General features: G+C 60.8%; 13 protein-coding genes and 2 rRNA genes. 8 read left to right on the top strand and 7 right to left on the bottom strand.

Annotated elements, in window-relative coordinates; translation table 11 throughout:
- Both BLX42_RS25250 and rrf read left to right on the top strand, forming a co-directional pair.
- Positions 1 to 461: ribosomal RNA gene (locus BLX42_RS25250) — 23S ribosomal RNA — on the top strand; the annotation flags it as partial.
- A gap of 131 nt (positions 462 to 592) precedes the next feature.
- Positions 593 to 708, top strand: a 5S ribosomal RNA gene (rrf, locus tag BLX42_RS25245).
- Positions 709 to 772: 64 nt separating this feature from the next.
- Here the strand turns inward: rrf and BLX42_RS25240 are convergent.
- The gene (locus tag BLX42_RS25240) at positions 773 to 1,636 is read right to left on the bottom strand and encodes a universal stress protein (protein WP_046788281.1); all 864 of its coding nucleotides are present in this window, start codon (positions 1,634 to 1,636) and stop codon (positions 773 to 775) included.
- Positions 1,637 to 1,790: 154 nt separating this feature from the next.
- Between BLX42_RS25240 and BLX42_RS25235 the strand changes: the two genes are divergently transcribed.
- A complete protein-coding gene (locus tag BLX42_RS25235; protein ID WP_119687457.1) occupies positions 1,791 to 2,408 on the top strand; it encodes a tRNA-(ms[2]io[6]A)-hydroxylase in 618 nt (205 codons plus the stop codon).
- Between the two features lie 34 nt (positions 2,409 to 2,442).
- On the opposite strand, the gene BLX42_RS25230 is transcribed toward BLX42_RS25235, so the two are convergent.
- Complete coding sequence (locus BLX42_RS25230) at positions 2,443 to 2,763, bottom strand: YqjD family protein (protein WP_115274327.1); 321 nt, start codon at positions 2,761 to 2,763, stop codon at positions 2,443 to 2,445.
- Between the two features lie 124 nt (positions 2,764 to 2,887).
- On the opposite strand from BLX42_RS25230, the gene BLX42_RS25225 reads away from it, so the two are divergent.
- Positions 2,888 to 3,151, top strand: a complete 264-nt coding sequence (locus BLX42_RS25225) for a hypothetical protein (RefSeq protein WP_012315267.1) — start codon at positions 2,888 to 2,890, stop codon at positions 3,149 to 3,151.
- Between the two features lie 14 nt (positions 3,152 to 3,165).
- Here BLX42_RS25225 and BLX42_RS25220 read toward each other — a convergent pair whose 3' ends face one another.
- Positions 3,166 to 3,654, bottom strand: a complete 489-nt coding sequence (locus BLX42_RS25220; protein ID WP_161872886.1) for an LEA type 2 family protein — start codon at positions 3,652 to 3,654, stop codon at positions 3,166 to 3,168.
- A 264-nt stretch (positions 3,655 to 3,918) separates the two neighbouring features.
- Between BLX42_RS25220 and BLX42_RS25215 the strand changes: the two genes are divergently transcribed.
- The 4 genes from BLX42_RS25215 (at position 3,919) to BLX42_RS25200 (ending at position 7,223) form a co-directional block, all read left to right on the top strand.
- A complete protein-coding gene (locus tag BLX42_RS25215; protein ID WP_046788277.1) occupies positions 3,919 to 4,236 on the top strand; it encodes a hypothetical protein in 318 nt (105 codons plus the stop codon).
- A 22-nt stretch (positions 4,237 to 4,258) separates the two neighbouring features.
- Complete coding sequence (locus tag BLX42_RS25210; protein WP_046788276.1) at positions 4,259 to 5,407, top strand: PQQ-dependent sugar dehydrogenase; 1,149 nt, start codon at positions 4,259 to 4,261, stop codon at positions 5,405 to 5,407.
- A gap of 118 nt (positions 5,408 to 5,525) precedes the next feature.
- A complete protein-coding gene (zapE, locus tag BLX42_RS25205; RefSeq protein WP_161872885.1) occupies positions 5,526 to 6,632 on the top strand; it encodes a cell division protein ZapE in 1,107 nt (368 codons plus the stop codon).
- 12 nt (positions 6,633 to 6,644) lie between these two features.
- Positions 6,645 to 7,223 carry a DinB family protein gene (locus BLX42_RS25200; RefSeq protein ID WP_046788274.1) on the top strand — a complete coding sequence of 193 codons (579 nt, stop codon included), beginning with the start codon at positions 6,645 to 6,647 and terminating at the stop codon, positions 7,221 to 7,223.
- Positions 7,224 to 7,247: 24 nt separating this feature from the next.
- Here BLX42_RS25200 and BLX42_RS25195 read toward each other — a convergent pair whose 3' ends face one another.
- The 4 genes from BLX42_RS25195 to purB all read right to left on the bottom strand — a co-directional run bounded on the left by BLX42_RS25195 (position 7,248) and on the right by purB (position 12,523).
- On the bottom strand, positions 7,248 to 9,212 hold the full coding sequence (locus BLX42_RS25195) for a DNA topoisomerase III (protein WP_161872884.1): 1,965 nt from the start codon (positions 9,210 to 9,212) through the stop codon (positions 7,248 to 7,250).
- 265 nt (positions 9,213 to 9,477) lie between these two features.
- Entirely contained in the window at positions 9,478 to 9,912 is a 435-nt protein-coding gene (locus BLX42_RS25190) for a GNAT family N-acetyltransferase (protein WP_012315260.1), read from the bottom strand.
- Positions 9,905 to 11,071 (bottom strand): cupin domain-containing protein, encoded by a 1,167-nt coding sequence (locus tag BLX42_RS25185; protein ID WP_161872883.1) that lies wholly within the window; start codon positions 11,069 to 11,071, stop codon positions 9,905 to 9,907. The genes BLX42_RS25190 and BLX42_RS25185 overlap by 8 nt, the downstream gene beginning before the upstream one ends.
- An 81-nt stretch (positions 11,072 to 11,152) precedes the next feature.
- Positions 11,153 to 12,523 (bottom strand): adenylosuccinate lyase, encoded by a 1,371-nt coding sequence (purB, locus tag BLX42_RS25180; RefSeq protein ID WP_046788271.1) that lies wholly within the window; start codon positions 12,521 to 12,523, stop codon positions 11,153 to 11,155.
- Positions 12,524 to 12,573 lie beyond the last annotated feature (50 nt).

Genomic DNA, 12,573 nt, shown 5'->3' with positions numbered 1-12,573 from the left:
GGGGATAACAGGCTGATACCGCCCAAGAGTTCATATCGACGGCGGTGTTTGGCACCTCGATGTCGGCTCATCACATCCTGGGGCTGAAGCCGGTCCCAAGGGTATGGCTGTTCGCCATTTAAAGTGGTACGCGAGCTGGGTTTAGAACGTCGTGAGACAGTTCGGTCCCTATCTGCCGTGGACGTTTGAGATTTGAGAGGGGCTGCTCCTAGTACGAGAGGACCGGAGTGGACGAACCTCTGGTGTTCCGGTTGTCACGCCAGTGGCATTGCCGGGTAGCTATGTTCGGAAGAGATAACCGCTGAAAGCATCTAAGCGGGAAACTTGCCTCAAGATGAGATCTCACTGGGATCTTGAATCCCCTAAAGGGCCGTCGAAGACTACGACGTTGATAGGTTGGGTGTGTAAGCGCTGTGAGGCGTTGAGCTAACCAATACTAATTGCCCGTGAGGCTTGACCATATAACACCCAAGCAATTTGCTTCTGCAGATTGTGGTGGTGAAGACGAAAGAACCGAAAGTTCGCAACATCACAACTATCGCATATCCGAATTCGCTGGGCTGTCCATCTGGACATTCTGGCTACAGAATTTCTTGACGACCATAGAGCATTGGAACCACCTGATCCCATCCCGAACTCAGTAGTGAAACGATGCATCGCCGATGGTAGTGTGGGGTTTCCCCATGTGAGAGTAGGTCATCGTCAAGATTCATTTCGCAAAACCCCTATCTGCGCAAGCAGGTAGGGGTTTTGTCTTTGTGCGCAAAAATTTCTAGCCTCGGGCCAATTCAGCCAGGTGCGCGATCGCCTCTTCACTTTTAAGTACCAGCACATCACCTACCAGCGTATCGAGCACGACTTCAGAGGTATTGCCAATCAAGGCACCTGAGATGCCCGTGCGCGCGACAGTGCCAATGACCGTGACCACTGCATCGAGCTTCTGCTCGGTATGAGGTATCAGCACATCCGCAGGGCCCTCTGCGACATGCAGGCGATCTTCGCTGATATCATATTCGGCCTGGAAAGCACTGCACGCCTCTCGGTAGCGTTTTTCGATGGTCTCACTGAGCTGGTAGACCGGATCGGATGCTGCCAGCATGGGGGAGGGATGCGCACTGATCACGTGCAGTTCACCTTTTGCCAGGCTGGCAATGTCATAGCCATGGTCGATGATGCTGGTATGCAGCCGCCGATGGTCTTCGTCATCGTTGCCGACATCCACTGCTGCCAAAATCTTGCCTCCCGTCCAGGGCCGCTCGCTCTTGACCATCAACACGGCGCAAGGGCACTGGCGCAGAAGTTTCCAGTCACTTGGCGTCAGCAATGCCTTGCGCAGGGGGTTGTCCGGCCGGTGTTCCTTGATCACCAGGTCACAGCCTTCAGCCTGCTGAACGGCGATGATCGACTCGTGCAGGGTCTCGTTCCAGTTCTGTTCATGAGAGACGTTATCGTAGCCATCGTCGTGTAGCTGACTGCCAAGCAGGCTGAGTAGTGCACTGTGATCCTGTTTTTTGTCGCACATGAGCAGGTGCAGGCGCGCACCGGTTACGCCGGCTATAAGCTTGGCACGGGTCAACGCACGGCTATGGGCATGATCGGGATCGAGTACCACTAGAATGCTACGGACAGCTTGCATGGGCATGAACTCCCCTCAAAAGATGGTGGCCTATGCCTGACTATAGTAGGCGAGCCTTGCGTCGCCGCTTGATGTACATCAAGCATAGCCACTGGCGCTCATGATTGGCGCCGGTATAATCGCCCGTCCTGCCTGCTGTGTGTGATTGTACGTTATGTCCCTGATCCCCGAAATCGATGCCTTCCTAGGTTGCAAGACTCCAGACGCCTGGATCGAAGCGGCCATCGCCGACCAGGAAACCTTGCTGATCGACCACAAGAACTGTGAGTTCAAAGCTGCCAGCACTGCGCTGAGCCTGATCGCCAAGTACAACACCCACCTGGACCTGATCAACATGATGTCGCGCCTGGCCCGAGAGGAACTGGTACATCATGAGCAGGTTTTGCGCTTGATGAAGCGCCGTGGTGTGCCTTTGCGGCCAGTGTCGGCAGGGCGCTACGCCTCTGGCTTGCGTCGCCTGGTACGTGCCCATGAACCAGTCAAGCTGGTGGATACGCTAGTGGTAGGGGCATTTATCGAAGCTCGCAGCTGCGAACGCTTTGCAGCATTGGTCCCGCACCTTGATGAAGAGCTCGGCACTTTCTATCACGGCTTGCTGAAAAGCGAAGCGCGTCACTACCAGGGTTACCTGAAACTCGCCCATCAGTATGGTGATGAAGCAGATATAGCCCAGCGGGTTCAGCAGGTGCGCGATGCGGAAGCGGAGTTGATCCTGTCTGCTGACCAGGAATTGCGTTTCCACAGTGGTATTCCGATGGCGCAGGCCGCCTGATTTGAAGCAGCCGGCACTACGCCTGGGGAACGGTCTAGTGGCGGCGGCCTAGCAGCAGGCCAATTACCAGGCCAAACCCGGCAGAAACCGCAACGGTCTGCCATGGGTGGCCGCCGATATAGTCCTGGGTTGCGTCTACTACCGGTTGTGCCTTGGCGCGCACCTGCCCGGCCGCCTCTCGAGCCTGGCGAAGTTTCAGGCTGACCTGCGCGCGCAGCGTGTCGGCTTCTTCACCTACCAGAGAGGCGCTGTCGTTGAGCAGCTTCTCCGACTCTTCGATCAATGCCTGCAGCTCACTGAACACCTGATCCTTGATCTGCTCGCTGTTAGCTGCAATGGCTGATTTTCGGGCCATGAACATGTCCTCGTCGATAGGGGGTAAGCAATGGATGCCGGTGCGCCGGGAAAGTTGCGCCAGCTTAGCGATGAAGCAGCACTACGGTGTAAGATAGCGGCCATTTCAACTGGCAGGTACTTTCATGAGTTTCAATCTGGCCAACAGGAGCTTCGAGGAACGGGCACAGATCGAGGCAGAAAAGGCGCGGCTGTTCGAACTGTGGCAGAACAATCTGGGCAAGGCGAAGGGCGACGCAGCTCGGCTGATTTCGGAAAAGCCGCGCCGCAAGGGCAAATGGGCCGAATGGGTACGTGCCGAACTGGACGGCATGTCGCCGCCTGAATACGCCAGCATGGTACGCAGCGAGGTCAACAAGATGATGGCCGCCGCCAGCACCAACCGTTGATGATCCGCAGCCTGTCACCAATACAGGTTGCCCCCTTTGGGCAGGTCCAGCTTGCCCTCATCGGTGAAGCGCACGGTGCCCAGGGGGCCGCCAGCCAGTTTCCCGCGCAGTATATAAGGCATCCCTTGTAGCGAGTCGAGCCTGCTCAGACCATAGGCCTGGCGCAGGAATGCAAAAGCCGTGACGCTCACCGGTACCACCACCACCGCTTCACTGTAACGGCCAATATGCCCCTGCTGGTCGCTAACCCCAGAGGCCAGGGCCTGGCCATTGACCTCCAGATTCAGCGCGATGCCGTTGTAGTCGACTGGGGCCTCGTTAGGATTTTGTACACGCATCTTTACCGCCATGCGCATCTCCAGTTCTTGCCCTGCCAGTGGTTCGATGCCGATCACGCTGATGTTCAGCGGGTCGCGCGCCTGGAGCAATGCGCAGGCGTTTAACACGCCAGCCAGCAGCAAGACCAGCGATAGTCGGGCGTAGCGTTGCAAAGCGGCAGTCATGCAAATGGACCTTGCCAATGGAAACTGGCCTTAAGTGTGGCAAATGTAAGTCAGTGTTGAAAGCAGCGGTTCTACTTCTGAGGATGCCGCAATCTCACCCTTCGAGCATCGAAGGCCCATGCCTGGCATAGTCTTCAAGGCGAGCAGGGCTGCCTGAGGTTCATACTGAAACATCACGAATCGCATTCACCCTTTTTCTGCGAACGCCTCGCGCCTTACGCTATCAAACGCATGAGGCGCACCTTTTCGTACACGAGGTGGAGTATGAATCTTACATTGCCAGCCCTGGCCGTCGGCTTGTTGCTGGGCTTGTCTGCACAGGCGGCGCCCGTGCAGCCCTTGCTGCTCGCTGCCAGTAACAACAACCCCTACAACAGCCCGATCCAGCGCGCCAACCCCAACAGCCGCCAAGGCAGCCAACCTGTCACACCACCGGTGCGCGGCCCTTCTACCCAGCCCATCCAGCGCACACCTTCCCTGGACAACCGCGGCATCGGTAATGGTGAAAACCTGCGCCGCCAGCAGCAGACGCCGAATCTGGAACCCACCCGCCCACCGCGTGACACCCGGCGCGCGCCCTGAGTACCACTGAAAGGAATCCTGCATGATCAAAGCTACCTGGCTGACCACGCTTACCGCTGCCACACTGCTGCCACTGCTCGCGCACGCCGCCGCCGAGGAGCACTTCCCCAGCGAGGAGGGGCAGGTAACCGTCAGCACCGTGGCCGACGGCTTGCGCAACCCTTGGGCGCTCGCGTTCCTGCCAGGCGGCAAGGATATGCTGGTGACTGAACGCTCCGGTAACCTGCGTGTGGTCAATGCCGAAGGCAAGGTCGGGCCCCCCATAAGCGGGGTGCCCAAGGTCTGGGCAGAGGGCCAGGGCGGTCTGCTCGATGTGGTGTTGTCACCCGAGTTTGCCCAGGACCGTACCGTATACCTGTCGTATGCCGAAGAGGGCAGTGATGGCAAGGCCGGCACTGCCGTTGGTCGTGGCCAACTGTCCGAAGATCGCGCACGCTTGGAAAACTTCGACGTGATCTTCCGTCAGCAACCGAAGCTTTCGGTGGGCAATCACTTCGGCTCGCGCTTGGTGTTCGATCGCCACGGCTACCTGTTCATTGCGCTGGGCGAGAACAACCAGCGCCCCACGGCGCAGGACCTGGACAAGCTGCAGGGCAAAATCGTGCGCATCCTGCCCGATGGTGAAGTGCCCAAAGACAACCCCTTCGTCGGGAAAAAAGCAGTTCGCGCCGAGATCTGGTCATTCGGCCACCGTAATCAGCAGGGGGCGGCCCTCAATCCTTGGACTGGTAAGCTCTGGACCCACGAACATGGCCCCCGCGGCGGTGACGAGATCAATATCCCGCAGGCGGGGAAGAACTACGGTTGGCCGATCGCCACTCACGGCATCAACTACTCGCTGATGCCGATCCCTGAGGCCAAGGGCGAGCATGTCGACGGCATGGTCGACCCGCATCATGTTTGGGAAAAGTCCCCAGGCATCAGTGGCATGGCTTTTTATGACAGCCCCACGTTCAAGGCCTGGGACCACAATCTGTTCATCGGTGCGCTGGCTACCCAAGAGCTGATTCGCCTGCAGCTAGAGGGCGACAAGATCGTCCATGAGGAGCGCTTGCTAGGGGACTTGAAGGCGCGAATCCGCGATGTGCGGGTTGGGCCGGATGGCTACCTGTATGTGCTCATCGATGAAAAGGACGGGTCGCTGCTCAAAGTGGGTCTGAGCGAGGGCTGAAAGCTATTCCGGGCTTTACCGGCCCTATCGCTGGCAAGCTGCCTCGCTAATTGCAAGCGCGGTGATGCATGAGTGGGCGCAGGCTTGCCGACGATGGGGGCCTTAAACATAATGCTGCATGGCATTTGACCCCAAAACGCTCTATCAGCAGGCCCTTGCCGATCAAGGCTACGTCCCCGACCCGCAGCAAGCGCAGGCCGTCAATGCCTTGCAAGCCTGTTTCGAAGCCCTCGAGCGGGGCAGTCCCGCCCAGGGGCTTTACCTGTGGGGGCCGGTCGGCCGCGGCAAGACCTGGCTCATGGACCTGTTCCACCGCTGCCTGAGCATTGCCGCCCGGCGTCAGCACTTTCACCATTTCATGGCGTGGGTCCATCAGCGGCTGTTCCAGCTCAACGGCACCGCTGATCCGTTGCAGGCTCTTGCCCAAGAGCTGGCAGGGCAAATCCGCGTGCTGTGCTTCGACGAACTTTTTGTCAGCGACATCGCAGATGCAATCATTCTCGGCCGCCTGTTCCAGGTGTTGTTCGATCATGGCGTGGTGGTGGTTGCCACTTCCAACCAGCCACCGCATCTGTTGTACCAGGACGGTTTCAACCGCGATCGTTTTCTGCCGGCCATCACCGCCATCGAACGGCACATGCAGGTCCTGGCGGTGGCAGGTGAACAAGACCATCGTCTTCACCCTGGGGCCGCACACCAGCGCTACTGGGTGGCTGAAGCTGGTAAGGCAAAGGCGCTCGAGGCGGTTTTCAAGCAGCTCAGCCCCGACGATCCGGGCAGTGCGCAGTCGTTCGCAGTGGGTTCAAGGCAAATCCAGGTGATCCGGCGTAGCAGCCAAGCGATCTGGTGTCGCTTCTCCGACCTGTGCGAGCAACCACTGGCGGCGATGGAGTTCATGGCGCTGTGCGATCAGTTCTCGGCAATCCTGGTCGAAGGCATTCCAGCCCTGAGCGGCGAGCAGCGGGCCGGGCGTATTGCCCGTGGTACCGAAGATGGAGCCGCGCGGGTAGAGGCGGGGGATCGGCAACTGCCAGCGCTGGCTGCCAAGGATGACGCTGTCCGCCGCTTCATTGCCCTGGTCGACGAATGCTACGACCGTAGGGTGGCGCTGTACCTTGAGGCGCAGGTTCCGCTCGAAGCGCTCTACACTCAAGGGTATCTGGCGTTCCCGTACCAAAGGACCCTGAGCCGGCTACGGGAGATGCAACTGCAACGCTTCGCCTGAAGGAGCCGAACCATGGAGCCGCTGTCGCATCATCTGCTGACCCAGGCCTACAACAATGGCTGGGCCAATCACCGCCTGTACAAGGCCTGCCTGCAACTGACCCAGGACGAGTTCGTCGCGCCCCGGTGCAGCTTCTTCCCATCGATCAAGGCCACCCTCAACCATTTGCTGACGGTGGACTGGTTCTACCTGCACATGCTCGAGTGCGAGCAGCGTGGCGAGGCGCCTGAGCCCGACGGTGAACGTTTCTTCGAGCCGGAGCAACCTTTTGCCACATGCACCGACCTGCACGCCGAACAGGCCCAGGCTGACCACCGGCTGATCGCCTACTGCAGTGTGCTGAGCGACGACCAGCTATCGCGCTACGTGAGTATCGTAAGGCCCGACCGTGTGCAGCGTGAACAGCGGCTGCGCTTGCTTGCCCACCTGTTCGAGCACCAGATCCATCACCGTGGGCAGGTCCATGCCATGCTCAGCGATACAGCGGTGCGACCGCCCCAACTGGATGAGTTCTTCTGTGAGGAAGAGGCCGGTTTGCGGGCGCATGATTTTGCCGAGCTTGGCTGGAGCGAGGATCGCGTCTGGAAGTGATGCCGTGCTGCTGTGGCTGGCTATTCAGTTGGGGGCCTTGCGCCGAGGCTGCCGGGCCTTGCTGCCCGTGGCCTTGGCGCCGTTAGCTGCAGGCTTGCCTTTGCCCCCGCTCCTGCGCTTTTTCTTCCACGGCGCAGCCTTGCCCACCGCTGGCCCGTTTATCGTCATGCGCATGCCGCTGCAGCGCTCCACAAGCTTGCCCATCCATGCCGACTGCCGCGCCACGAAGTCCTCCAGGCTCATTTCACCACTTTGCACCATGTCCAGCGCCTGCTCCCAGATTGCCGTGGTACCTGGGTCGGCGATGGCGCGTGGCACTGCGTCGATCAGGCTGAAAGCCGCTGGGGTGGCGGCCAGTGCCTTGCCGTTCTTGACCAGGTAGCCGCGGTCGAGCAGGCCCTGGATGATGCTGGCACGGGTCGCCTCGGTGCCGATGCCGGTGGTTTCCTTGAGCTTCTGTTTCAGCCGCGGGTCGTCCACCAGTTTGGCGACGTTCTTCATGGCCTTGATCAGGTCGCCTTCGGTGAAGGGTTTGGGCGGTTGGGTCCACAGGTCTTTCAACTGCAGGCCCTGCACCGAGCAGTCCTGGCCCTCACGCAACGTTGGCAGGACTTGCGCCGGCGGCGCTTCGCGGCCTTTGGCCGGGGCCAACGCTTCTGGTAATGCGCGACGCCAGCCCGGCTCCGCGATCTGCTTGCCCACGGCGCGCAGTGCATGGCCTGCACAGTCGAACTCGGCCTGGGTTCGATCGTACTCGTGGTTGGGTAGGAACTGGGCCAGGTAACGGGCGCGGATCAGGGTATAGACCGCCTTGTGCTTGGCTGGCAAGCGTGACGGGTCGCTGGCGGCCGCAGTAGGGATGATGCCGTGGTGCGCGGTGACCTTGGAATCGTTCCAGGCCCGCGAGCGGCGGTGCGGCTCAAGGTGCGCTTGCAACGGCGCCAGGCTGCTATCGGCGCGCTGTAATGCAGTGAGGATTGCCGGCGCTTCGCTGTGTTGGCTGACCGGCAGGTAACCGCAGTCGCTTCGTGGGTAAGTGATCAGCTTGTGGGTTTCGTACAGGGCCTGGGCAATGTCGAGGGTTTCCTGGGCGCCAAGGCCGAATTTCTTTGAGCACAATTCCTGCAGGGTGCCGAGGTCGAAGGGCAGGGGTGCTGCCTCGCATACGCGTTCGGTGGTCACCTTGAGCACCCGTGCGGAGCGGGCGTTCCCGATGTCTGTGGCGGCCTGTTGGGCCCGCGCCTGGTTAAGGCAGCGGCCCTGGTCGTCACAGATGCCCTCCGGGGCCCGCCATTGTGCATTGAAGACCAGGCCGGCATGCTCGAGTTGCACCTCGATGGCCCAGAACGGTACCGGTACGAAATCAGCGATGCTGCGGTCGCGGTCCACCACCAGGCGCAGGGTGGGTGTTTGTACCCGGCCCACGGGTAGCACACCCTGATAGCCGGACTGGCGGCCCAACAGGGTGAAAAGCCTGCTCATGTTCATGCCTATGAGCCAGTCGGCGCGTGAGCGGCCGAGCGCCGAGTGATAGAGGTTGAAGGTGTCCTGCCCCGGCAACAGACGCGCAAGGGCCTTGCGAATCGAGGCATCGTCCAGTGCGGACAGCCACAAGCGCTGAATGGGCCCACGATAGCGACAATGTTCGACCAGCTCGCGGGCAATCATTTCGCCTTCGCGGTCGGCATCGGTGGCGATTACCAGTTCTCGTGCTTCGCCGAGCAGGCGCTTGACGGCCTTGAACTGGCTGGCAGTCTTGGGTTTGACCAGCATCTTCCACTTTTCCGGAATGATCGGCAGGTCGGCGAGGTTCCAGCGCTTGTAACGTTCGTCGTAGCTGTCAGGCGGAGCGGTTTCCAACAGGTGGCCGATGCACCAGGTGACGCAGACGTCGGTGCCTTGCCAGCAGCCGTCGCCCTTGCGGTTGGCGCCAAGGATCTTGGCGATGTCTTTTGCCTGGGAGGGTTTTTCGCAGAGGAACAGGCGCATGGCCGGGACGCTTTATCGAGGGTGATAGGCACTAGGATGCGCAAGCGGGGGCGCAGAGGCAAGTTTTATCTGGATGGATGTACAGGTTTTTTATTGCATGGTTTACCCAAACAACGCAGTTGGCGTAGGAGCGGCCTTGTGTCGCGAAAGGGCTGCGAAGCAGCCCCGACGTTACAGACGGCGCTGCAATAAGCCCCGGGGCCGCTGTGCGGCCCTTTCGCGACACAAGGCCGCTCCTACACGGGTTTAGCGCAAGTTTGAAGCTTCAGGCGATCTCGCGGGAGTCGCGCACCATGTCCACATGCGGGATGCCGGCTTCGAGGAATTCCTCGCTGACCACGCGAAAGCCCAGCCGCTCATAGAACGGCGTGGCATGCACCTGAGCACTCAGCATCTGCTGCTTGAGGTCGCGGTTTTGCGCCTCAAGGATTACCGCATTGACCAGCGCGTCGCCAACCTTCAGCCCGCGCCAGTCCTTGAGCACCGATATGCGCCCGATGGTGCCGTCCGCCAGCAGGCGGGCAGTGCCAATCGGGTAATCGCCTTCCAGCGCCAGAAAGTGCAGCGCGTCCTGGTCTTCCGAATCGAACTCCAGCTCCGGCGGAATGTGCTGTTCGGCGACGAACACCGCTTCACGGATACGACGGATATCGGCGTTGTCTTTCTGCCAGTCGGCGAGGCGCACACGAATCTTATTCATTGGCGAATCCCAGGCTTCCTTGTTTGATCAATTGCTGTACCAGCATAAGGCCATCTTCATCCTCCAGCCACTGCGCAAGGTTGTCGATGTGTAACGCGTCGGCGGCACAAACCAGCTTCAGCAGCTCGCGCAGTTTGGCTGGCAGCGGGCAGCTGCGGCCGCTGGCGAACAGCATCAGGTCGTCGCCAAGCTCCGACCAGGCCATGCGTGCGCTTGGGTTGCGGATCAGGATGGCGCCATCTTCGAGCGCTTCGATCAGCTCCTGCTCGTCCAGTTCTTCACCGACGACCTGCTCGGGGTAGCGCGGCTCGGTCATGAACTGGCCGAACCAGGTCAGCAGCAGGTCCTTGTCGTTCATGTGCTTGTCGAGCAGGCCCTTGAGGCGGTCGAGGGCGTCGTGCTGGATCTGGTGTGGGTCGCTGGCAGGCTCGGCGTCGGCGTCGCTGTAGCGCTCCTCGTCCGGCAGGAACTGGCCGAGGAAGTCGGTGAAGTGGGTCAGCACTTCGGCGGCGCTCGGGGCGCGGAAGCCGACCGAGTAGGTCAGGCAGTCGTCCACTGCTACGCCGTAGTGGGCCAGGCGCGGTGGCAGGTAGAGCATGTCGCCTGGCTCCAGGGTCCATTCGCCGCTCTGTTCGAATTCGGCGAGGATGCGCAGGTCGGCATGGTCCAGCAGCGGGCTGTCGCTGTTGCACATCTGGCCGATCTTCCAGTTGCGCTGGCCGTGGCCTTGCAGCAGGAACACGTCGTAGTTGTCGAAGTGCGGGCCTACGCTGCCACCGGGGGTGGCGAAGCTGATCATCACGTCGTCGATGCGCCAGCTTGGCAGGAAGCGGAAATGCTCCAGCAGTTCGGCCACTTCCGGTACGAACTGGTCGACGGCCTGAACCAGCAGGGTCCAGTCCTTTTCAGGCAGGTCGGCGAAGGTGTCTTCGTTGAACGGGCCGCGGCGCAGCTCCCACGGGTGGGCGCCGTGCTCGAGCACGATGCGCGACTCGATTTCCTCTTCCAGGGCCAGGCCGGCCAGCTCGTCGGGGTCGATCGGGCTTTCGAAGTCCGGGAATGCCTGGCGCACCAGCAGCGGCTTCTTCTGCCAGTAGTCGCGCATGAATTCGCGGGCCGAGATGCCGCCGAGCAGCTGCAGTGGAGTATCAGGATTCATGTTCAACCTATTGAAAAAACGTAATTTTCGTCCGGGAATAAAAACGCCCGGCCAGGCCGGGCGTTGAAGGCGACGCTCAGCTTAGATGCGTTTGGCCTGCGCTGCGGCGTTACCGATGTAGCTGGCAGGGGTCAATTGCTTGAGCTCGGCCTTGGCTTCGGCTGGCATGTCCAGGCCGTCGATGAAGGTCAGCAGCGCTTCTGGGGTGATGCCCTTGCCACGGGTCAGCTCTTTGAGCTTCTCGTAGGGGTTCTCGATGTTGAAGCGGCGCATCACGGTCTGGATTGGCTCGGCGAGGACTTCCCAGCAGGCGTCCAGGTCGGCGGCGATACGCGCGGCGTTGACTTCCAGCTTGCCGATGCCTTTCAGGCTGGCTTCATAGGCGATGACGCTGTGGGCGAAGCCCACACCCAGGTTGCGCAGCACGGTGGAGTCGGTCAGGTCACGCTGCCAGCGCGAGATCGGCAGCTTGCTGGCCAGGTGCTGGAACAGGGCGTTGGCGATACCCAGGTTGCCTTCGGAGTTCTCGAAGTCGATCGGGTTGACCTTGTGCGGCATGGTCGACGAGCCAATTTCGCCAGCGACGGTCTTCTGCTTGAAGTAGCCCAGCGAGATGTAGCCCCAGACGTCGCGGTCGAAGTCGATGAGGATGGTGTTGAAGCGAGCGATGGCGTCGAACAGCTCGGCGATGTAGTCGTGCGGTTCGATCTGGGTGGTGTACGGGTTGAACACCAGGCCCAGTTCGTCTTCGATGAAGGCGCGGGCGTTTTCTTCCCAGTCGATCTGCGAGTAGGCCGAGAGGTGGGCGTTGTAGTTGCCCACGGCGCCGTTGATCTTGCCCAGCAGCGGCACGGCGGCCACTTGAGCGATCTGGCGCTCCAGGCGGTAGACGACGTTGGCCAGCTCTTTGCCCAGGGTGGTCGGCGAAGCCGGCTGGCCGTGGGTGCGCGACAGCATCGGCACGTCGGCGTGGGCATGGGCCAGGGCACGAATGGCTTCGGCGATCTGACGCATCAGCGGCAGCAGCACGTCGTCGCGGCCAGCACGCAGCATCAGCGCGTGGGACAGGTTGTTGATGTCCTCACTGGTGCAGGCGAAGTGGATGAATTCGCTGACCTTTGCCAGCTCAGGCAGTTGCGCAGCCTGCTCCTTGAGGAGGTATTCGATCGCCTTGACGTCATGGTTGGTGGTGCGCTCGATTTCCTTGACGCGTTCAGCGTGCTCGAGCTTGAAGTCGGTGGCCAGGCCGTCCAGCAGGGCGTTGGCTTCAGCGGAGAACGCCGGCACTTCGCCAATTTGCGGGTGAGCGGCCAGGCGCTGCAGCCAGCGCACTTCGACCAGGGCGCGGAAACGGATCAGGCCGAATTCGCTGAAAATGGGGCGCAAGGCCTGGGTTTTGCCGGCATAACGGCCGTCTACAGGGGAAACCGCAGTGAGCGAAGAAAGCTGCATGGGGTGTTCTCGGACAGTCAGGCTTTTGGAAGGGCGCATATGATACATGA

Source organism: Pseudomonas sp. SG-MS2 (assembly GCF_009933855.1).
GTDB lineage: Bacteria > Pseudomonadota > Gammaproteobacteria > Pseudomonadales > Pseudomonadaceae > Aquipseudomonas > Aquipseudomonas putida_E.
Note: the sequence above shows the minus strand (reverse complement) of the source record. Positions and strands in the feature narration are given on the sequence as shown.

Coding starts and splice junctions, on each gene's coding strand:
- zapE (WP_161872885.1), top strand. CDS start 5,526: ATGGCATTTGACCCCAAAACGCTCTATCAGCAGGCCCTTGCCGATCAA.
- BLX42_RS25235 (WP_119687457.1), top strand. CDS start 1,791: ATGTCCCTGATCCCCGAAATCGATGCCTTCCTAGGTTGCAAGACTCCA.
- BLX42_RS25190 (WP_012315260.1), bottom strand. CDS start 9,912: ATGAATAAGATTCGTGTGCGCCTCGCCGACTGGCAGAAAGACAACGCC.
- BLX42_RS25215 (WP_046788277.1), top strand. CDS start 3,919: ATGAATCTTACATTGCCAGCCCTGGCCGTCGGCTTGTTGCTGGGCTTG.
- BLX42_RS25185 (WP_161872883.1), bottom strand. CDS start 11,071: ATGAATCCTGATACTCCACTGCAGCTGCTCGGCGGCATCTCGGCCCGC.
- BLX42_RS25210 (WP_046788276.1), top strand. CDS start 4,259: ATGATCAAAGCTACCTGGCTGACCACGCTTACCGCTGCCACACTGCTG.
- BLX42_RS25225 (WP_012315267.1), top strand. CDS start 2,888: ATGAGTTTCAATCTGGCCAACAGGAGCTTCGAGGAACGGGCACAGATC.
- BLX42_RS25200 (WP_046788274.1), top strand. CDS start 6,645: ATGGAGCCGCTGTCGCATCATCTGCTGACCCAGGCCTACAACAATGGC.
- BLX42_RS25220 (WP_161872886.1), bottom strand. CDS start 3,654: ATGACTGCCGCTTTGCAACGCTACGCCCGACTATCGCTGGTCTTGCTG.
- BLX42_RS25230 (WP_115274327.1), bottom strand. CDS start 2,763: ATGGCCCGAAAATCAGCCATTGCAGCTAACAGCGAGCAGATCAAGGAT.
- BLX42_RS25240 (WP_046788281.1), bottom strand. CDS start 1,636: ATGCAAGCTGTCCGTAGCATTCTAGTGGTACTCGATCCCGATCATGCC.
- purB (WP_046788271.1), bottom strand. CDS start 12,523: ATGCAGCTTTCTTCGCTCACTGCGGTTTCCCCTGTAGACGGCCGTTAT.
- BLX42_RS25195 (WP_161872884.1), bottom strand. CDS start 9,212: ATGCGCCTGTTCCTCTGCGAAAAACCCTCCCAGGCAAAAGACATCGCC.